The sequence below is a fragment of the Aedoeadaptatus nemausensis genome (assembly GCF_903819165.1).
Classification (GTDB): Bacteria; Bacillota; Clostridia; order Tissierellales; family Peptoniphilaceae; genus Aedoeadaptatus; species Aedoeadaptatus nemausensis.
Genome location: NZ_CAIJCS010000014.1, coordinates 396,923 through 417,652 on the forward strand (window position 1 = coordinate 396,923; position 20,730 = coordinate 417,652).

Here is a 20,730-nt window from a genome sequence, read left to right on the forward strand (position 1 = left end):
CTTTCTAGTCTTTAATTTTATATTGCTCTTTTAATTCCGTTATCTGATCGCGAATATTGGCGGCTCGCTCGAAGTCCAATTTCTCCGCCGATTTGAACATTTCCGTCTCCAGATTTTGTAACATGGCGACGATTTCGTCGGTGGAAAATTCCTCTCCGAACTCTGTCTCTTCCTCGGCGGCCACCGTGTTTTCGATGACGTCGCGAATGCCTTTAATGATGGATTTCGGCGTAATATTATGCTCTTTATTGTAGGCCATTTGAATTCTTCGTCGGCGCTCGGTTTCGTCGATAGTCCGCTGCATGGATCCCGTAATGGTGTCGGCATACATGATGACGTAGCCCTCCGCATTTCGGGCGGCGCGCCCTGCCGTTTGTATAAGGGATGTCTCCGAGCGGAGAAAACCTTCTTTATCCGCATCTAGAATTGCCACAAGGCCCACTTCGGGAATATCCAGACCTTCTCGCAGAAGGTTGATACCTACGAGAACATCGTATTTCCCCAAGCGAAGATCTCGAATAATTTCCATGCGCTCGATGGTCTGGACGTCGGAGTGAAGATAGGCCACTTTGTATCCGATGTCTTTGAAATACTTCGTTAAGTCTTCCGCCATACGCTTCGTCAGCGTAGTCACCAAAGTACGCATTCCCTTTTCTTTTACGCCGTTGATCTGCTCGGTTAAATGGTCGATCTGATTTTTCGTCGGCACCACGGTAATCTTCGGGTCTACCAGTCCCGTAGGGCGAATAATCTGTTCCACTCGCTGCTCTTCGTGTTCATCTTCGTAAGGGCCCGGAGTCGCCGATACGTAAACGACTTGATTTTGAAGTCCTTCAAATTCCTCGAAACGCAGAGGACGATTGTCGAGAGCGGAGGGTAAGCGGAAGCCGTAGTCTACGAGAGTCTGTTTCCGCGCCCTGTCCCCGTTGAACATGCCGCGAATTTGGGGCACCGTAGCGTGGGATTCGTCGATGATCGTCATAAAATCTTCGGGAAAATAGTCGATTAGAGTATAGGGTCTGCTTCCTCTCGGTCTACCACTTAAAGGCTGCGTGTAGTTTTCAATGCCGGAGCAAAAGCCCATTTCCTCGAGCATCTCCACATCGTAATTGGTGCGCTGCTCCAAACGCTGAGCTTCCAATAATTTTTCCTGATCTCGCAATGTAAAGAGACGTTCCTCAAGCTCCTCGCGAATGGCCTTTACCCCGCGCTCCACCTTCTCCGGCTTCGTCGCGAAGTGAGAGGCCGGAAAAATAGAAACGTGGTTTCTGTAACTTTCTACTCTGCCGGTAACGGCGTCCACTTCCGCGATTTGATCGATTTCGTCGCCGAAAAATTCCACGCGAATGGTCTTCTCGGAATTCCCCGCCGGAAAAATCTCAAGCACATCTCCCCGCACGCGGAAGGTTCCTCGAGAAAAGTCGATGTCGTTTCGCACGTATTGAATGTCCACAAGCTTGCTCATAAGCTCGTTGCGATCCCAAACCATGCCTGGACGCAAACTGACCACGAGGTTTTTGTAATCGATGGGGTCCCCTAAGCCGTAAATACAACTAACAGACGCCACGATAATGACATCCCTCCGCTCAAAAAGCGCCATGGTGGCGGAGTGGCGAAGCTTGTCGATTTCGTCGTTAATGCTCGCGTCTTTTGCAATAAAGGTGTCCGTCCCCGGAACATAGGCTTCCGGTTGATAATAATCGTAATAGGACACGAAGTATTCCACGGCATTTTCCGGAAAAAATTCGCGAAATTCCGACGCCAATTGATATGCCAGCGTCTTGTTGTGGGCGATGACCAGGGTCGGTTTCTGTACCTTCTCGATGAGATTAGCCATGGTGAAAGTCTTTCCGCTTCCCGTTACGCCTAGAAGAGTTTGATGATGCATGCCCGAGCGAATGCCCTCCGCCAAGGCGTCGATGGCTTTAGGTTGATCGCCCGTAGGCTTATAATCCGAATGTATTTTAAAATCCATACTGCCTCCTGCACGAAAAGAGCGATCTTAACGATCGCTCTTTTCTATGACTTCAACTGCTTTTTTCAGTTGTGTATCTTGATTTTGATATTCTAAACCGATGCCCTTAATATTCTCGGGCAGCTCGACCGGAATCGTAGGCTCGATCCCTTTCTCATGTATACTTACCCCCGACGGCGTGAAATATTCACTGGTAGTAAGCTTAATACCGCCTCCGCCGGGCAAGGGCACGAGGGTTTGCACTACACCTTTTCCATAGGTCTTTTCGCCGATAAGTTCGCCACGCTTATTGTCTTTTATAGCGCCGGCGACGATTTCCGACGCCGAGGCGCTGCCTCTGTTGATTAAAACCACTACAGGTTTCGTCCATCCCTCCTCGTCGGAGGTGTAATGGAACACTTCTTTCCCCTTATTATCCTTGGCGCTTACAATGTCAGCATCCGGAAGGAGCAGATCGCTTACGCCTACCGCCGCTTCTAAAATGCCTCCGGGATTGCCCCGAAGATCTAAAATTAATCCCTTTTTGTCCTTCGCATCGTTTAACGCTTTTTCAAATTCCTCTACTGTGTCGTCTTCAAATTGGGTAAGGCCGATGTAGGCGATATCGCCGATGGTACCCGTGACGACAGATTCCATATGGATCTCATCCCGTACCACTTCCACATCTTTTACCTCGCCGCCGTCTTTTTTCATAATGCCCAAGGTAACCTTCGTACCCTTGTCGCCTTTAATGTGCTTAACGGCCTCTTCCATCTCCTCGATGGTATACTCTTCCCCGTCGACGGAGACGATCTTATCCCCCGATTCGATCCCGGCCTTTTCCGCCGGACTTCCCTTGATGGGGGCGATTACCGTTATAAGTTTCGAATCGGATACGGCGCCGATCTGCACGCCGATGCCGAAAAATTCACCGGTAGTGGATTCTACAAAGCGCTTGTATTCCTCGGGGGTAAAATATTGGCTGTAAGGATCGTCAAGAGCCTCCACCGTGCCCTTGCGGCGACCGATTTTAAAGTCTTCATCCGTAATATCTTTCGAACGAAGGTAATTTTTCTTTAAGAAATATTCGAGGGTTTTCGTGGCCGCCGCTTCCTTTGCATCGCCCGTTACATACTGAACGGCAAGGGTCGCCGATACAAGATTTGTAACGATCAAAAGGGCCACAATGATGGCGATATGTTTTTTCTTCATTTTGTCTCCTATGGAAATAAGGAACCTTCCATAGAAGATTCCTTATGATGTCCTCGATTAAATTATAAATAGTTTACAGGATTTTGCAGAGATCCGTTGACTCGCACTTCAAAGTGCAAGTGGGGACCGGTACTCATACCCGTGCTGCCGACATAGCCGATGGTCTGTCCTGCGCTTACGCTTTGGCCTACGCTGACGGCGCGGCCGGAAAGGTGAGCGTAAACCGTCACTTTCGAACCGTGGTCTACCATAATGCAATTACCGTAACCTCCCATAAAGCGAGAGGCGATAACCGTACCGGAACCTGCGGCGATAACCGGCGTTCCGCTCGGCGCACTAATGTCGATGCCCGTGTGCAGCTTTCTATAGCCTAGGATCGGGTGCACGCGGTAGCCAAAGGGCGATGTAATGCGGTGATGACCGGGTACCGGCCAATAAAATTCACCTTTTTTAGCTTCCGGTGTGGCCTGAGCGCTGTTGACCATAATATCGTCGGAACGAGAGGAAGTCGATGCAGTCGACGCCTTTTTGCTGCTCGAAGCCCGCTTTTCCATACGACCGGATTGCTCGGCGCGAGCGGCCGCTCTTTCTTTTTCGAGCTGTGCCTGACGTGCCGCTTCTTTTTGACGAGCGATTCGCGCCGCCTCTTCCTCTTTGGCCTTTTGAATAGAGATGTCCAGGTTTTGAATTTGAGATTCGATGGCGCTGGATTCTCTTAACATTTCGTCATATTGTGCCTCGTAAGCACTGATATTGCTCATTAGCGTGTTCATATAAGCGGTCTTCTTCGCATTGGCCGCTTCTAAATTGGCACGCTCTTGGCGAACTTGAGCTTGTTTAGCCGCCAGTTCTTTTTCCTGTTGGTCCAACTGAGCTTTTTTCGTTTCGATTTCTTCGACTTTTTGTGCGATTTCTTCAACTAATTCCCTATCGCTGATGGCGATGGAGCGAATCATGCGCACATTTCCGATTAAAGATTCGGCATCGGCAGAGTCCAGGAGAATATCTAAATAGCCTCGATCGTTGGCTATGTACATGGCGCGAAGACGTTTGGCGTAGAAATCTTTCTTTTCCGCCAGCTCCTCTTTCGCCGCTTCAAGTTCCGCCTTTGTCTTTTGAATTTCCACTTGCAACTGTTGCATCTCGCCATTTAAGCGATCCAAGGTTACGTTCACGGCCATGATCTTCTCATCCAACGCGCGAATTTCCGCTTCCACGCCGGCCGCCTGATTCCGCGCAGACGAAATTTTAGATTGGGTACCGCTCATTTCCGAGTGGACGGCGTTGCGACGTTCAACCGCCTTTGCCCTTTCCGACTGTAAATTCGCCGCGAGAACCGGCTGTGAACTTAACATTAGAATCGCCAATGCCGCCGATAGCTGCTTTTTGTGGTTCATCTAAAACTACCTCCTCTTGATAATCAACTACACATCGAGGTAGCGACCCAACGAAAGGGAGCTACCGAGTAATCCGACACCTACGCCGATGCATACAAAAATAATCGCCATATCTTTTAAAATTAAGCGGGGCTGAATCAGTTTCATACCCATGAGAATATTAAGACGCTCGTCGAAGAGGCCGTAAATTCCCTTATAACCGAAATAAACCAAGGCCAAGGCGATGGCCCCTGCTACCAGACCAAAGACCAAGCCTTCAATAAGAAGCGGCCTGCGAATATATCCATTGCTGGCGCCGATGTATTTCATAATTTGAATTTCGTGGCTGCGATTGGAAATCGTAGATTTCACCGTGTTGTAAATCAGCACGACGGCGATAATAATTAAAATCGTCACGACGATAACGCCTAAGACGCGAACCCAGTCGTTTAATTGCACGATTTTTCCTATAAGCTCATTTAAGTAATCTACCTGATAAACCCCTTCCATACTTTGTACCGATTGGGCTACCGTCTTGGCCTCTTCGATACTGGAAAGCTGAAGGGTAATAGACGCCGGCAGAGGATTTTCATCCATGCCGTCTAAAAAATAAGAGTCATTCGAAAGCTCGAGATTTTTGGCAAATTCCTCCCAGGCTTGTTCTTTCGAGGTAAAGGATGCATCCTTTACATAGCCCGTGGCTTCCGCTTTGGAAATAATTGCCTGTACATTTTCTTCCGTAGCCGTATCCGTAAGATAAACTACTACCTTATCTACTTTCTTTTCCGTTTCATTGACGAGGCCCGTCATGTTTAAGACCAAAAGGAGAACCACGCCGAAGAGAACGAGGACCGCCATAGTGGAAATAATCGAGAGTAAACTCATACCCTTGTTGCGGGCGATTCCCTGAAAGGCTTCCTTTATATTATTGGTAAATTGTCTAATGAATCGCATCGTAACCTCCCACATTGACATCGCTTATAATGCGACCGTCGTCCAAGGTGATGACGCGGCGGTTCATGTGGTTGACGATATTGCGAGCATGGGTCGCCATAATGACCGTAGCGCCGTCTTCATTGATGCGCTTTAAGGTTTGCATAATGGTCATCGCCGTTTCAAAGTCGAGATTACCCGTGGGCTCGTCGCATACGAGAACCGGCGGACGGTTGACGATGGCTCTTGCGATGGCGAGCCTCTGCCCTTCCCCGCCGGAAAGTTCCCCGGGGTAACTGTTTTGTTTGTCGCTTAAGCCTACGAGATCTAAAACTTCCGGTACACGCTTTTTAATCGTGCGACCGCTCTCTCCTACAATTTCAAGAGCATAGGCCACGTTTTCGTAGGCCGTCTTTTTTTGCAAAAGACGGAAGTCTTGAAAGACGACGCCTACTTTGCGGCGTAACTTGGGTATATACCATGGAGCCAGCTCCGTAATATCTTTTTCGTTGACGAAGATGTGACCACGGGTTACTTTTTCTTCACATATTAACAATTTGATCAGCGAACTTTTTCCCGCGCCCGATGCGCCGACAATAAAGACAAATTCGCCATAGGGTATTTCAAGATTAACGTCTTTCAACGCTTGTACGCCGTTGCCGTACTCTTTAAAGACGTTGCGAAATGTAATCAACGGTCCACCTCATTCCTTATAAATATCTCATTTATTATAGTATAAGTTACAAATTTATGAAACCTTGGAGGGTATCAAGAGTGAAAAAGACTTCAATTCGTAATAATCTAAAGACCGCTCGTAATGAAATGAATCCCGGTATTCGGAAAAAAGCATCGGAAACCATTTTTAAAAGACTGAAATCTCTTCCCGTCTATAAAAACAGCGACTCTGTTTTTATCTTTGTATCCATGGGAAGTGAGGTGGAGACCATTCAATGGATTCCGGAAATACTGAAGGAGAAAAAAGTGTACGTTCCCCTGGCGACGAAAGGCGGGGCCATGATTATGACGGAGATAAAGAGTTTGGACGAACTTGAGCCTAATCCATTGGGGATCTTGGAATTGCCCGAGGACAAAATAAAAGATCGACGCCGGAAAAGTGTCGATCTCATTATTACGCCGGGCCTCGCCTTCGACGGCGAGGGTTATCGCATGGGCTATGGGGGCGGCTACTACGATCGCTTCTTCGCCACCCACGATGGCCATCGCTTAGGCGTAGGCTTTCACGATCAGCTCGTAGAAGAACTTCCCCGGGACGAATATGATTTGCCTGTAGATGCTTTTTTATCGGAAAAAGACTATTTGTCCTTTTCGTAAATCTTCATCACGATTTGCCCCGCCATATAAGCGGCGCCGTAACCGTTATCGATATTCACCACCGCTACCCCTTCGGCGCAGGAATTGAGCATGCCGAGCAAAGGCGCCACCCCTTCAAAGGCGGCACCGTACCCTACCGAAGTAGGCACGGCAACCACGGGAGAGGATACGAGCCCCGCCACTACCGAGGGAAGGGCGCCGTCCATGCCGGCGCATACGACGATGACATCCGCTTCTCTCAAGCGATCCAGCTGACTGAAGAGACGATGGATACCCGCCACACCTACGTCGTAAACCGATTCACTGCTGATGCCGAAGAAATCTAAGGTTCGCACACATTCTTCCGCTACGGAAACGTCCGAGGTGCCCGCCGTTACCACGGCCACTTTACCCATAGCTTCCTTTTCTCTTTTCGCCATGGCCGTTTTAGACATGGGATCGTAGTCTAAAGTTTTTTTAAGCTCTCCCATCTCCTCATATTGGTCGCGGCTTAGGCGCGTCACCAATACTTCCCCGTCATATTCCAATATTTTTTCCACAGCTATTTTTAAATGCCCCGCCGTCTTGCCTTCGCCGAAGATCGTTTCGCCGAAGAGGCGTCGTTTTTTGCGTTCAAAATCAATCGTTACAAAATCTTTTTGACTCTTATTCATTATTTTCCTTCTTTATGGCACAGTCCATTTGCAGGATGACATTGTTTTGTTATCTTTCTTTGGAATAAATCTTAAACTTTCTCAAGAATATTCTATGATATTATGGTGGAAAGGATGTGATGATTTCGTGTCATTTATCAGTATACGAGATTTGTACCGCGTCTACCGTATGGGAAATGAAAAAGTTTACGCCCTCCGCGGCGTCAATTTGGATATCGAGCGGGAAGAAATTATCTGTCTTCTCGGCACATCGGGTAGCGGAAAATCTACTTTACTTAATTTAATGGCCGGTCTCGACAAACCCACCAAGGGCGAGATCGTCATTAACGGAAAAGTACATATGGAAAAACTTTCCGAAGAACGTCTTACGAAGTTTCGTCAATTAAATGTGGGCTTCGTCTTTCAATCTTACAATTTAATTCCTACCCTTACGGCTACGGAAAATGTAAGCTTAGGCCTAATTTTTAAAGGCGTCGGCAAGGAAGAGAGAGAAGAAAAAGCACGGGATATTTTAACCCGCGTCGGGCTGGGCGAGCGATTGGAACACAAGCCTATGGAAATGAGCGGCGGTCAACAGCAGCGCGTCTCCATTGCCAGAGCCTTTGTGGACGCGCCGCCCATTCTTTTTGCCGACGAGCCCACGGGGAATTTAGATTCCGCCACGTCCGTTGAAATTATGGAGATGATGTGCGATCTCGCCAAGGAACATAAGCAGACGCTGATTATCGTCACCCACGATTTGGAGACGGCGGTTTATGCCGACCGCATCGTGGAACTTCGTGACGGCGTCATTATACGGGACGAAACCCGCAGCGTAAAAGAACGAGTTGAAAAGATAATGAACGGTTCTCAAAACCTTTAGGAGTGATGTATGAAAACGAGAAATAAACTGATACTTTTAACGGCCGCTGCCATGTGTTTATCCCAAGGAAGCGGAATCGTGGAAGCGGCACAAAATATGGGCAGCATTCCCCCGCCGAAAGTCGAACAGGGAAGCCATGTTCCCATTTCCATTTTGGATTTCACAGACGTCACCTGGCCCGCCCCGTCGGAGCCCGGGAAGGATATTCCCGTTCGCTTCTCCATCGTAAACAATGGTACAGGACCTGCGAAAAATATTTTAATTCGAGCCGAATCTCAAGACCTCGGGGCCCTCGTTCCAAAATCCACCAGCAATGTCAATGCTAAATTCTTTGCCCCGAAACAAAAGGAAACCTACTGCTTTACTTTCCGCCTCACCTCTAATGCCGAGGCGAAAAACTATCCCATTAAACTAAGCGTCAGTTATGTGGACGGAACCAATGGCGAGGTCCATGAAACCACCCAAATGCTAACTGTTTCCTCGAGAGGGAGCTCCTTAAGTGGAGGCGGTTCCTCCGCTATGCCGGATCTCGGTGATTTAGGAGGATCACCGTCGGGCGGTTCTTCATTAGGAGGCGGTTTTTCCGGCGGCGATATAGGCGATCTCGGCGCTCCCCTTCCCGTTACGGGCACAGGAAGCGCCCCCTCGGGTCAGACGCCTACCGGCGCCAATACGCCGAAGGTCGTCATCGACAGTTACACTATGGATCCCGTAACAGCAAAGGCCGGCGAACCTTTTACTCTCTACTTCAGAATTTTTAATACCAATCGAAAAAAACAAGTGAAGAATATTCGCGTCGCCCTTTCCGCCGATGCCGCCGAGCCGGTGAGCCTTCCCTCGGGATCTTCGGGAAGCGAAGGAGCACAGGCCATGGCGGCTGCCGCCGGAGGAAGCGAGGGCGGAAGCGCCTTCATCCCCGTGGGCAGCAGCAATACATTCCATATCGAATCCATTAAGCCGCGCCGCAGCGCCGAAAAAGAAATTACCCTTACGACGGCGCCGGATACGGCGGCTAAAACATATTCTATTACCGCCACCTTCGAATACGAAGACGGCGACGGCAACCCCTATACTTCTACAGAAGTTATCGGCATTCCCGTGGTCCAAAGCTCCGTATTGGAGCCGGGAGATCTGAAGGTAGATAAGGAAGGTTTTGTAGGAGAAGAAATGCCCCTTTCCTTCGAGTTCTTCAACACGGGGAAATCCGTGCTCTCCAATGTAATGGTGAAACTCCGCGGCAATTTCGACGCCGATACTAATACCTATTTTGCAGGTAGCGTAGCCCCCTCCAGCGCCGAAACCTACGACGTCAACATCATACCTACAGAAAAAGGAGAGCAAAAAGGCGAAATCGTCATTTCTTACGACGACGCCACGGGCAAGCGGCAGGAGTTTGTTAAACCCTTTGTTATAAACGTTACCGACGATATGGCCGGCGCTGAAGACGAGGACGAAAGCGAAAATAAACGCCCTGCATGGGCTATCCCTCTGGGGCTCTTCTCCCTGGCGGCCATCGGCGGCGGCGTAGCATTTTATGTGGTCAAGAAGCGTAAGCAAAAAGAATCGGACGACGAGGATTTGATGGTCTGATGAGCTTTAGAGATTTACTGGATATGGCCAAGCGCAATCTTCTGGCCAGAAAACTACGCACAGGGCTTACCCTGCTCGGCGTGGTCATCGGTTGCGTTTCCATTATTTTAATGATCAGCTTCGGCTACGGCATTACGGAAAATAATCGTCGCATGATGGAAAGTTTCGGCGATGTCAAAAATATACAGGTAATGGAAAACAGTATGGAATCCGGAGGTAAGAGTAAGAAGACTCCTAAAAAAATCACCGACCGTTCCATTCAGGATTTCAAAAAAATCCCCCATGTCGTCGACGTAACGCCGGTATATACCGCCAATCTGTCGGCAAAGTATAGAAAATACACCGGCGATTACCTTTCCGTTACCGCTATGAACAAGGACACCTACGCCACTTTAGATTGGTCCACCGAAAAGGGCAGTCTCTTCCACGGTAACGGCGAAGGTCAGGTCATTTTCGGAAACGATATGGTGGAGAATTTTTACGATCCCAATGCGCCGGCAACAGATATGGGCATGGAAGAAAAAGACGACGCCCCTCCCCTCTTCGAGGCGGCGGGAAAAACCATGACCGTCAGCTCTACCGATATGCCGAACTTCGGTTTCGGCCCACAGGCGGAAACGCCCTCCGGAAATGACAAAACCGCCACTCTTAAAGTGACGGGCGTGTTGAAAAAGACGAAGAAATCCCAATACGACAGCGGCGCCTTTATGACCGTCGACGGTTATAAAAAACTGGCGGAAACATTGGATCTGCCGGCACCGGAGCGTGGAACTTATTCCACGGTGCAGGTTCGTATCGACGACACGGAATATGCGGAAGATGTAACCGACGCCATAAAAGATTTGGGCTATGAGCCCTCGGGCCTTCTCGAGGCCATAAAGAGCATGAATCGTGGCATGGCCATCGTCAACGCCATTTTCGCCGGCATCGGCTCCATCTCCTTTATCGTCGCCGCCATCGGCATCGCCAATACTATGATTATGTCCATTTACGAACGCACGAAAGAAATAGGCGTCATGAAAGTTATCGGCGCATCCATTCAAGACATTCAAAAGCTCTTTTTAACGGAGGCCGCCCTTATAGGCTTTATCGGCGGGGTGATCGGCGTTATTACCAGTCTTATAATGAGTGCTGGCTTTAATGCCATCGGCAATCGCTTTGCCCAATCCCAAGGAGCGGAGGAAGCAATTCAGCTTTCTTATATCCCCCTCTGGCTCATTCTCGTCGCCCTTCTTTTTTCGACCATGGTCGGCGTCGCCGCCGGTTACTTCCCGGCGAAACGCGCCATGAATCTATCTGCGCTGGACGCCATTCGAAGTGACTAAAAAGTTTCATAGGTTTTTTCTATGCTTTCCGTCATGGTATTTAAAATTACAATGGAAGGATCGGTTTTTTACTCCTATCTTATTCAGATATTTGATAAGATAGTGTTATAGTATTTTAAAAGTTCAAGGAGGAAATTTTAATGAACAAAAAACTCAATATTGTAGCACTTGCTCTAGTGCTTTCCGCAGGTCTTACTGCATGTGGCCCTAAAGCTGAAAACGCACCGGCAAACAATGCTGCACAAAATAACGCGGCTGCAACTGCTAACGCAAACGCTGAAACAGAACAAGCTCCCGCTGCAGAAGTTGGCGAAATCACCGGCGAAGAACTCGACAAGATCATGGAAGACAACAAAGCTAAAGAAAAAGTCACCGTTATCGACGTTCGCAGCCCCGAAGAATACAACGAAGGCCACGTTAAACACGCTATTAACATGCCCCTCGATACTTTCGAACAAGACCTTTCCAAAATCGAAGATTTAAAAGATGCTGAAATCATCACCATCTGCAATACTGGCAAGAAGAGCGGCGAAGCTGCTAAGATCTTAGTAGACAACGGATTCCAAAACGTTAAAAATGCTCAAGGCGTAAAAGATTTCGACTACACCACGATTACTAAAGTAACCAATGTTCGCGGTCCCGAATTTGTAGAACTCGCTAAATCCGGCGACTACACCATTATCGACGCTCGCGACGCTAAAGACTACGACGCAGGTCACGTTGAAGGTGCTATCAATGTTCAAGAAGATGAATTCGACGCAAAATACGGCGAACTTCCCACCGACAAACCGTTCTTAACTTACTGCTACTCCGGCAACCGTTCCTGGAAAATTGCTTCCCAATTATCTGAAAAAGGTCACGAAGCAACCAACTCTTTGGACGGTACTAAAGAATTTGACGGCTTTGAATTAAAGTAAATTAAAGAAGTGCCTTGTCAAATGACAAGGCCTTTTTTCTTGTGGAGACTTCTATGAACACTGTTATCTTTTTTGCCCGTACCCCGGAACCCGGCCATGGTATGACGAGACTTCGTAAAGATGTACCCGATGAAAAGGTCGATAAGATTTTAATTCACCTATACGAAAATCTTTACGATACCCTTTCGAATACCCCCTATCGCCCGGTCATCCATTATAACGGGAAGCCGCCGACAAAAGATATTCCGGCCTTCATCCAAGAAGGAAAGGATCTCGGCGAAACCATGGCCCTCTCCCTTAAACGGGAATTACCTCAAGGACCTGCCATTTTAATCGGTTCAGATTTACTGGGGATTGACGAGGAATATATTGCCTCCGCATTTCAGGCGCTGGAAACTAGTGATGTGGTATTAGGTCCCGCTCGCGACGGAGGTTACGGTCTTGTGGGCATGAATTCTTTCGTGGATATTTTTTCAGGCATTACCTACAGCCAAAGCGATGTATTGGAGAAGACCGTTGAAAAAGCGAAAGAGCAAGGAAAATCCGTTACTCTTCTACGAACTGTCCGAGATATCGACGATATTCGAGATCTGGCGGCCGAAGTTTTAAACTCCCCTATCTCGTCTTATACGGAAGATGAAGAAGGCTTTATTTTTCTCGGAGACAATAGGGAAAAGTTAAAAGTGTTTAAGTCGGACCCGGAAGATAAATCAAATCTTCTATCTCCCACAACTATGATGCCGTTCTTCCATTCTATTTCTAAAAGATAAAGGAGACATTATGAAATTAAATAAAAAAACCGCACTGATCGGTGTGATCATTGCCTGTCTGCTCATCTATCTCTTTGTGCCAACCGTTAACGCCGGAATCAACCGTGCGGTACGGGTTCTCACAAGCGAAGGTATCGACGGCATCGCCGCCTATATTCGTAGCTTCGGCGTCTATGCTGTGATCGTTTCTTTCCTCCTGATGGTTCTTCAATCCATTATTTCTCCGATTCCCGCATTTTTTATTACCCTGGCAAACTCCGCCATCTTCGGCTGGGTTAACGGCGCCATCTTATCCTGGTCTTCCGCCATGGCGGGAGCTGCCCTTTGCTTCTTTATCTCCAGAGTTTTAGGTCGCGACGTAGCGGAAAAATTCACCGGAAAAGGAATGCTCGAAACCGTAGACAAGTTCTTCGAAGATTACGGTAAATACGCTATATTAATTGCCCGACTCCTTCCTTTTATGAGTTTCGACCTGGTAAGCTACGCAGCCGGCCTCACGGGCATGAGCTTCCTATCGTTCTTCGTAGCTACAGGTGTCGGCCAACTTCCCGCTACCATCGTCTATTCCTATGTAGGCGGTACGCTGACAGGCGGCGCACAAAAATTAATGATGGGCCTCCTCATTCTGTTCGCCCTATCCATCGCCATCTTTGTGGGCAAGAAGGTTTACAATGACAGACGCGGCAAAAAAGCAGAATAAGTGGATTAAAATCGTAATAAGCATACTTTTGGCGGCAATTTTCTTTGTCGCCTTTAAGTATATTAAGGACTATTTCACAGAAGAGAAAATCCAATCTATTTTAAATGAGGCAGGATTCTGGGCGCCGATTCTTTACATTTTACTCTGGGCTATTCTTCCCATCTTCCTCTTCCCGGTTCCCCTACTGGTCGTGCCAAGCGGCTATATTTTCGGCACGACCATGGGCGTTATCTATACTCTCATAGGCTGTGGGGTCAATATTTTCATTATGTATTACCTCGCGGCGAAACTTGCGAGAAAACCTATCAGCGAATTGGTGGAAAAAAAGAGCAGCGAAAAGATCAAACAAGTTTTCTTCAATCCCTCGGGAACAAGCCAAGGTGTCTTTTTTATCTTTCGCCTGATTCCCCTCATTTCATATAATCTCATTAATTATATGGCGGGGATCTTACAGATTTCCTTCCTCCCCTATTTTTTATTAAGCTTAGTAGGCATTACGCCGGGGATTTTCGCTTTCATTTATTTAGGAGAGCAAATCCACGACCCGAGCTCACCGGAGTTTAAATTGGCGATTTTCTTCCTCGTGCTTTTAACGCTTGTATCCTTGGTTCTCCTAAAGATATACAACAAGAGGCATCGCAATGATTAGTATCATCATTCCCTGCTACAATGAAATTGAAAATATTCACTATCTACAGAGAGCCTTAGATGATCTGGAGGGAGAAAAAGAAATTCTCTTTACCGACGGCGGCTCTGCCGACGGAAGTTACGAAAAAATTCGCTATCCTAAAATCCAAAAAGCAAAAGGACGCGGCGCTCAAATGGATGTGGCCGTAGAACACACCCGAGGGGATATTCTATGGTTTCTACACGCCGACACCTTCCCAAAACCCTCCGCCCTCCGTTCCATCGAAGAAAGCGGCGCGGAATGGGGTTGTTTCAAACTTCGCTTTCGCTCTGAAAAAGCCATGATGCGCATCGTCGCCTTTAACTCCGATAATCGTGTACGCTTTCGCCACATCGCCTTCGGCGATCAAGGCATCTTTATAAGCCGCGAGCTATACGAAAAGATAGGCGGTTTTCGCCACATCCCCCTTATGGAAGATTACGATCTATCCATTCGTCTTAAAGAAAAAGGCTACAAACCCGCCCTTTTAAAGGACACTCTCTTTACCGACGCCAGACGTTTCGAAGAAAACGGCATTTGGCCGACGATTTTTCATATGCAACGATTGCAGCGCGCCTTTCGCAAGGGCGTGGACCCGTCGATCTTAGCAAAAAAATATTAAGAAAGGAGCTTACGATGATCTCATACGCATTGGATTCCTGCATTCACTGCGGCAAATGTAAGCGAATCTGCCCGTTTTTAGCACACTACGATATGGACCTCTCCGAGTTTGCCACGCGGCCCGAACTTAAAGGAGAATGTTACCTCTGCGATAATTGCAAGCGCACCTGCCCGAAAAATATTTCAGGCCGCGAGATCGCCATGGAGCACAGAAAAAATGATCCCCTCCCCAGTTTTAAAGTTCGTCTTCAGAAAACTCCCTATCTACTGCGCAATGTACAGAAGAAAAATACGAAGAGCTTACTCTATCTCGGCTGTAATTATCCGGGACAGTTCCCTGAAACCTGCAAAAAGCTCATCGAAATCTGCAGAGAAGACGGAATTGATTTTTCCGTGGATTGCTGCAAAAAGCCGGTGGCCCAGACGGGATATTCTCTTTCGGAAGATTCTATATTCGATCACGTAAAGGACCGAGGCATCGAACGCCTCATCTGCTGCTGCCCCAATTGCTACAATATGCTGAAAGGTCGAAGCGAGATCGAGGTAATCTCCATCTTTGAGTACTTAGATGAGCAAGGACTTTTAGAGGAACTTCCCGAGGAAAACATTCCTCTCTACATTCCCTGCGGCGATCGTGAGCACCTGGAGTACTTTAAATATATCGAACCCTATTTAAAGAGCTATCACAAGGAATACAACAAGATCCACTGCTGCGGACTGGGCGGCGGCGGAAAACATACGCCGGAAGTGGCGGAAGAGGTGAAGGAAAAGTTCAAGTCCCTTCACGAGACTTACGGCGGAATCTGGACCTACTGCGCCAGTTGCTCCATCGCATTCCAAAACTACGGAATGGATCATATCGTCAATATCCTCTCCGTCTTTTTAGGGGTCAATGAAGAACCGTCTACTTCTTACATGAAAAATATTTTAGCCTTCAGGAGGCTTCCCCATGACATCTAAAGAAAAAAACTGTGCTCAAAAAGTGCTTGGAGCCTTCGGAAAAGATTTCGGTCTCGACGAAAATACTACCGATCGCATGGCCGCCCCCTTCGGCGGCGGAAGATATCGCGGAGAAACCTGCGGCTGCGTCAATGCCGCCACCATGGTTCTCGGGCTGAAATACGGAGAGGACGATGCTCTGTTGGCGGAAAAGGTGGCCGCTTTCGACGAAGCATTTAAAGATAAACACGGCTCTACTCAGTGCAGAGAAATCTTGGGCTACGACTTTTCCAAACCCGGCGAATTGGAAAAAGCTTACGAAAGCGGCGCCATCGCCGAAAATTGCCCGAAATGCGTTTACGACAGCATCACTATTTTAAAAGAGATGCTCTATGAGGAAGCGAAATAGTTTACCACGATAACTTGCGGCTTTGCTTATTATCTAGCAATCCCTTATGATAGTATAAGATCTACGATAGGAGACAGTATGATCATAGATTTTCACATGCACGAACGTACTTTTTCTCGTGACAGCCGAATGAATTTAGTTGAAATGGTTGAGGAGGCGAAGCGCGTCGGCCTCGACGGCATTTGCATCACCGATCACGATGAATTCGGCCTGACGGAATATGCGAAAGAGATATCCAAGACAATGAATTTTCCCATATTTGTCGGTATCGAATACCTTTCACTGGAAGGAGATATTCTGGCATTCGGCATTCCAACCCTTCCCCCGGTGCGCCACGGAAGCGCCCAAGGGTTTATCAATTGGGTGAAGGAACACGGCGGCATCACCGTCGCCGCCCACCCTTTTCGCTCGAATAGTAGGGGCCTCGGAGAAAAGCTCTTAACAGTCAAAGGCCTTGACGGCGTGGAGGTGTTAAACGGGAGTACTTCCCCCGCCGCCAATCGAACGGCGCGTGAATATGCCGAAAAAATAAATGCGAAATCCTTTGGCGCCAGTGATTGCCATAATCTCATCGCCTTAGGACGCTACGCTACTTTCGTGGATCACGACTGTAAGACTGTGGAGGATCTCGTCTACGCTGTGAAAAACTGTACCTGCTATCCTGTCATCTTAAGTGGATATAAAAAATTTCAATTTTAGGAGGAATTATGAAAAAGAAACTACTTGCAGCATTTTCTCTTCTCATGATGCTTACCCTCGTCGCCTGCGGCGGAGGAAGCGAAAATAGCGCGAGCAGCGCAGAGGGAGACAAGAAATTTGAAGGCGTTACACTGAAAGCTATCGTTAGCTACGGCGACATCGAACCGGCCTTTGAAAAATTCACCGAAGACACGGGTATCAAAGTAGAATATACGCCCATGTCCACCGGCGCGGCCCTGGCAAAACTTAATGCAGAAGGCGGAAAGTCCGACGTCGACGTATGGCTTGGCGGCGGCGCCGATTCCTATATTGCGGCAAAAGACAAAGGCTATCTCTTTAAATACGAGCCCAAGGGTGCAAAAGATATCGACGAAATGTACAAAGATCCGGAAGGATACTGGACGGCCGTTTCTTTCCAAGCGGCGGGCATTATCGTCAATAATAAAGTACTCGAAGAAAAAGGCTTAGAAGCTCCCAAGTCCTGGGAAGATTTAACCGATCCCAAGTATAAAGACGAAATCATCTTCGCCAACCCGGCTATCTCCGGTACGGCATATGCTCTTCTCGAAACCATGTATCAAAACAAGGGCGAAGAGTACACCTATGATTTCCTGGAACGTTTAAACGAAAACGTAGCTTACTACACTGAAGGCGGCGGCGAACCGGCTAAGAAAGTAAGCGCCGGCGAATTTGCCATTGGCTTTACTCCCATTACCGGCGATTACTACGATTTAGCGAATGAGTATCCGGTCAGCATCATTGAAGCGGAAGATCTCTTCCCCTGGATTCCCTCGCCTGTAGCGATCTTTGAATCCTCGGAACAAAAAGAAGCGGCGCAAGTCTTTGCCGACTACTTCACTTCGAAAGAAGGCGGCGATGCACTACAAAGTGCTGAAGCACGCATCATGTCTCGCGATGACGTGGCCATGCCTGATAATATGAGTCACCTGAAGAAAGATAATTTCCTTCCGGTAGACATGGCGAAAATGGCTGAAAACCGCGACAAAGTTCTCGCTAAATTCTTGGAAATTGCCGGCGCAAAAGCTCCCGTAAAAGAAGAAACTAAATAAAATTATTCTTAATGCCCATAGCGAAAGCTATGGGCATGAGGTTATCTATGAGAAAAAAATCAAATCCTATTCAATCAATTTTTCCTTTTATTTGGAGTAATGGCTTTATCTTTCTCCTTTCTCTGGCCATTTTAATTTTTATCCTCTTTCCCGTGGTGAGCGTTCTTTTGACGAGCGTACGTTTAGACGGAGCCTTCACGACACAGTTTTACCGCGAGCTTATCAATACGGATATGTTTGATATAACCACTCAAAGTATTGTCCTCGCCCTTGCTTCGTCGATTATCGCGGCGTTTTTTGCGTACCTGATCGCTCTCGGCCTCTATCTTTCAAAGGATTGGGTCCGCAAAGTGATGGACAAGGTGCTTCTCGTGACGATTATCTCCCCGCCCTTCGTCACCTCTATCGCCATGATCGTGCTTCTCGGTCGACGGGGCCTGATCAGTCACGATCTCCTTCAAATGGAATGGGATATTTACGGTTGGCAGGGAATCTTAATCATCCAAGTATTAAGTCGCCTCTCCATCGGCATTATGATGCTAAACAACAGTTTTCAGGCCATTGAAGGCGACGAACTGGCAGCGTCTTTAGACTTAGGCGCAAGCGCCATGGCGACGATTAAAAACGTGGTTCTTTCTTCCACTCTCCCGGGTTTCTTGTCCGTGCTTTTTATCTTCTTTACCATGAACTTAGCGGATTTTTCCACACCTATAATAATCGGTGGCCGCTTCCAAACACTAGCTACCGAAAGCTACAAGGCGGTAATGGCCACGGGAGATTTAAATCGCGGCGCCGCCATGAGTACGGTGATGGTCATTCCGAGTATTTTCGCCTTTTATTTCTATATGAAATCCATGCACCGATTTAACGAAAGTAGTTCAAAATCCGCCAGTGGCCGCGACTATCTGCCCACTGTTCCGAAGATTTTAAAAATTGTTTTAGCACTCGTTACTTTTCTATTTATCCTCTTTAATCTGGCGAAATACGCCACCATTATAATTTCCGCTTTCAGCAATCAAGCTACCGGATCCCTCACCTTTACACTGAATAATTTTTCTAAATTATCCGGACTTTCCATTAAAGCCTTTAGGCGAAGTTTGGTATTTTCCTTCATAGCCTCCACTATCGCCGTCCTCGTAGGAACTTCCTTAAGCTACTACATTTATCGCGCTAAAAAGCGATTGAAACCACTGGAATTTATCGCCTCCCTGCCTTATATTATTCCCGGCACCTTCTTCGGTTTAGGCTATCTCGTAGCCTTTAATAAACCGCCCATCGCCATTACGGGAACGGCAGCCATTGTTATTTTAAACCTAGCTTTTCGTCAAATTTCCATTTCCAATAAGACGGCCAATGCAGTGTATGTCAAGATCGATCAAAAAATAGAATCCGCAGCAAAAGATTTGGGCGCGAGCCGCTTTACCGTACTCCGCACCATTATCCTCCCCATGTCGGCGCCGATTTTTGCATCGAGCTTTGCCCAAATCTTTACCTCGTCCATGACCGCTTTCGGATCGATCATGTTTCTCGTTTCTCCGGGCAAACTTTTGGCCAGTACGGAAATGTTCAGACAAATTAAAGGGGGCGGAAATTCCGTCGGATCGATTCTCGCGATTTTAATTATTATCGCCACGGCGACAGTCAATATTTCCATGACTCTACTCTTCAGACGACTGAATAAAGTAAAGGGCCAATAAAGGAGGGACTATGTTTTTCGAACTAAAAAATGTACAAAAATTATTTGATAATGACAATGGCGTAAGAGATATTAACTTTTCCATGGAAGAAGGAGAATTTGTCACCATCCTCGGCCCTTCAGGCTGCGGCAAAACGACAATTTTAAATTTAATCGGCGGCTTTATTCGCCAGGATTCCGGTGAAATTTTACTAAACGGCGAAAATGTTGAACACTTATATCCTGAAGATCGCCCCTTTTCCACAGTGTTTCAAAACTACGCACTCTTCTCCAATTATAATGTGATCGATAATGTGATGTACGGGATCAAATATTTCCGTAAGATCAAGGGGAAGAAAGCCAGGGAAATGGCCATGGATTATTTAAGCATGGTAGGCCTGAAGGAACACGTCGAAAAGCCCATTACTCAGCTTTCCGGCGGCCAACAGCAGCGTGTAGCCCTCGCTCGCGGCCTCGCTACCAATCCTAAAATGCTGCTTCTCGATGAACCCCTCTCCAATCTGGATGCGAAGCTCCGGGTAGATATGCGGGAAGAAATTAAAACTCTTCAGGAAAAATACCATCTCTCCATGCTCTTCGTCACCCACGATCAGGAAGAGGCTCTCTATATGTCCGATAAGATTATCGTCATGGACAAGGGCGAAATCGTGCAGATCGGCACGCCGACAGAGGTCTACCTCCACCCGAAGAATCGCTATGTGGCAAGCTTTCTCGGCGAAAGCAATTTTATCGAAGAGGACGATGAAGTCTACCTCGTTCGCCCGGAAGATATTGCCATTGAAAAAAATGGAAACGCAGGCAAGATTAAATCCATCGCTTTCCTAGGCGATACGAAAGATATCCTTCTGGATTATCAGGGCCGGGAACTCAATGTCAAAGTCATCGGCAACACAGTGGATTTTTCCATCGGCGAGTCCGTGGGTGTCACAATTTTACGCCGTTCAAAAATCGTATAAAAATAACCCCCGTTTCCGGAGGTTATTCTAATGCTCACCTTTATAGGTG

21 protein-coding genes are annotated in these 20,730 nt (G+C 47.5%); 15 read left to right on the forward strand and 6 right to left on the reverse strand.

Going from position 1 to position 20,730, the window contains the following annotated elements; all coding sequences use genetic code 11:
• Window positions 1-4 precede the first annotated feature (4 nt).
• From uvrB to ftsE, 5 genes are all read right to left on the reverse strand, one after another.
• Window positions 5-1,975 (reverse strand): excinuclease ABC subunit UvrB, encoded by a 1,971-nt coding sequence (gene uvrB, locus PEPTYR26121_RS03200; protein ID WP_180499134.1) that lies wholly within the window; start codon window positions 1,973-1,975, stop codon window positions 5-7.
• Between the two features lie 27 nt (window positions 1,976-2,002).
• The gene (locus PEPTYR26121_RS03205; protein ID WP_180499136.1) at window positions 2,003-3,166 is read right to left on the reverse strand and encodes a S41 family peptidase; all 1,164 of its coding nucleotides are present in this window, start codon (window positions 3,164-3,166) and stop codon (window positions 2,003-2,005) included.
• A 62-nt stretch (window positions 3,167-3,228) separates the two neighbouring features.
• Window positions 3,229-4,563, reverse strand: coding sequence for a murein hydrolase activator EnvC family protein (locus tag PEPTYR26121_RS09135; protein WP_246285881.1), 1,335 nt, complete (start codon window positions 4,561-4,563; stop codon window positions 3,229-3,231).
• Window positions 4,564-4,590: 27 nt separating this feature from the next.
• Window positions 4,591-5,496, reverse strand: a complete 906-nt coding sequence (ftsX, locus tag PEPTYR26121_RS03215) for a permease-like cell division protein FtsX (RefSeq protein ID WP_180499138.1) — start codon at window positions 5,494-5,496, stop codon at window positions 4,591-4,593.
• Entirely contained in the window at window positions 5,483-6,169 is a 687-nt protein-coding gene (gene ftsE / locus PEPTYR26121_RS03220; RefSeq protein WP_180499140.1) for a cell division ATP-binding protein FtsE, read from the reverse strand. The genes ftsX and ftsE overlap by 14 nt, the downstream gene beginning before the upstream one ends.
• 80 nt (window positions 6,170-6,249) lie before the next feature.
• Between ftsE and PEPTYR26121_RS03225 the strand changes: the two genes are divergently transcribed.
• A complete protein-coding gene (locus PEPTYR26121_RS03225; RefSeq protein WP_180499142.1) occupies window positions 6,250-6,807 on the forward strand; it encodes a 5-formyltetrahydrofolate cyclo-ligase in 558 nt (185 codons plus the stop codon).
• Here the strand turns inward: PEPTYR26121_RS03225 and larB are convergent.
• A complete protein-coding gene (gene larB / locus PEPTYR26121_RS03230; protein ID WP_180499144.1) occupies window positions 6,789-7,460 on the reverse strand; it encodes a nickel pincer cofactor biosynthesis protein LarB in 672 nt (223 codons plus the stop codon). The genes PEPTYR26121_RS03225 and larB overlap by 19 nt on opposite strands.
• Before the next feature lie 127 nt (window positions 7,461-7,587).
• On the opposite strand from larB, the gene PEPTYR26121_RS03235 reads away from it, so the two are divergent.
• The 14 genes from PEPTYR26121_RS03235 to PEPTYR26121_RS03300 all read left to right on the forward strand — a co-directional run bounded on the left by PEPTYR26121_RS03235 (window position 7,588) and on the right by PEPTYR26121_RS03300 (window position 20,681).
• Entirely contained in the window at window positions 7,588-8,322 is a 735-nt protein-coding gene (locus tag PEPTYR26121_RS03235) for an ABC transporter ATP-binding protein (protein ID WP_218956311.1), read from the forward strand.
• Between the two features lie 9 nt (window positions 8,323-8,331).
• Entirely contained in the window at window positions 8,332-9,912 is a 1,581-nt protein-coding gene (locus tag PEPTYR26121_RS03240; protein WP_180499148.1) for a COG1361 S-layer family protein, read from the forward strand.
• Window positions 9,912-11,237, forward strand: a complete 1,326-nt coding sequence (locus PEPTYR26121_RS03245; RefSeq protein ID WP_180499149.1) for an ABC transporter permease — start codon at window positions 9,912-9,914, stop codon at window positions 11,235-11,237. The genes PEPTYR26121_RS03240 and PEPTYR26121_RS03245 overlap by 1 nt, the downstream gene beginning before the upstream one ends.
• A 140-nt stretch (window positions 11,238-11,377) precedes the next feature.
• Entirely contained in the window at window positions 11,378-12,154 is a 777-nt protein-coding gene (locus PEPTYR26121_RS03250) for a rhodanese-like domain-containing protein (protein ID WP_180499151.1), read from the forward strand.
• Between the two features lie 53 nt (window positions 12,155-12,207).
• Window positions 12,208-12,924, forward strand: coding sequence for a TIGR04282 family arsenosugar biosynthesis glycosyltransferase (locus PEPTYR26121_RS03255; RefSeq protein WP_180499153.1), 717 nt, complete (start codon window positions 12,208-12,210; stop codon window positions 12,922-12,924).
• 10 nt (window positions 12,925-12,934) lie between these two features.
• A complete protein-coding gene (locus tag PEPTYR26121_RS03260; RefSeq protein ID WP_180499156.1) occupies window positions 12,935-13,624 on the forward strand; it encodes a TVP38/TMEM64 family protein in 690 nt (229 codons plus the stop codon).
• Window positions 13,596-14,273, forward strand: a complete 678-nt coding sequence (locus PEPTYR26121_RS03265; protein ID WP_180499158.1) for a TVP38/TMEM64 family protein — start codon at window positions 13,596-13,598, stop codon at window positions 14,271-14,273. Before PEPTYR26121_RS03260 ends, PEPTYR26121_RS03265 begins: the two co-directional genes overlap by 29 nt.
• Window positions 14,266-14,913 carry a TIGR04283 family arsenosugar biosynthesis glycosyltransferase gene (locus PEPTYR26121_RS03270; RefSeq protein WP_180499159.1) on the forward strand — a complete coding sequence of 216 codons (648 nt, stop codon included), beginning with the start codon at window positions 14,266-14,268 and terminating at the stop codon, window positions 14,911-14,913. Before PEPTYR26121_RS03265 ends, PEPTYR26121_RS03270 begins: the two co-directional genes overlap by 8 nt.
• Window positions 14,914-14,927: 14 nt before the next feature.
• Window positions 14,928-15,872 (forward strand): heterodisulfide reductase-related iron-sulfur binding cluster, encoded by a 945-nt coding sequence (locus PEPTYR26121_RS03275; protein ID WP_180499161.1) that lies wholly within the window; start codon window positions 14,928-14,930, stop codon window positions 15,870-15,872.
• A complete protein-coding gene (locus PEPTYR26121_RS03280; RefSeq protein ID WP_180499163.1) occupies window positions 15,862-16,260 on the forward strand; it encodes a C-GCAxxG-C-C family protein in 399 nt (132 codons plus the stop codon). The genes PEPTYR26121_RS03275 and PEPTYR26121_RS03280 overlap by 11 nt, the downstream gene beginning before the upstream one ends.
• Before the next feature lie 78 nt (window positions 16,261-16,338).
• On the forward strand, window positions 16,339-16,959 hold the full coding sequence (locus tag PEPTYR26121_RS03285) for a PHP-associated domain-containing protein (protein WP_180499165.1): 621 nt from the start codon (window positions 16,339-16,341) through the stop codon (window positions 16,957-16,959).
• An 8-nt stretch (window positions 16,960-16,967) separates the two neighbouring features.
• A complete protein-coding gene (locus tag PEPTYR26121_RS03290) occupies window positions 16,968-18,029 on the forward strand; it encodes an ABC transporter substrate-binding protein (protein WP_180499166.1) in 1,062 nt (353 codons plus the stop codon).
• Between the two features lie 47 nt (window positions 18,030-18,076).
• Entirely contained in the window at window positions 18,077-19,726 is a 1,650-nt protein-coding gene (locus tag PEPTYR26121_RS03295) for an ABC transporter permease (protein ID WP_180499168.1), read from the forward strand.
• 10 nt (window positions 19,727-19,736) lie between these two features.
• Window positions 19,737-20,681, forward strand: coding sequence for an ABC transporter ATP-binding protein (locus PEPTYR26121_RS03300; RefSeq protein WP_180499170.1), 945 nt, complete (start codon window positions 19,737-19,739; stop codon window positions 20,679-20,681).
• Window positions 20,682-20,730: the final 49 nt, after the last annotated feature.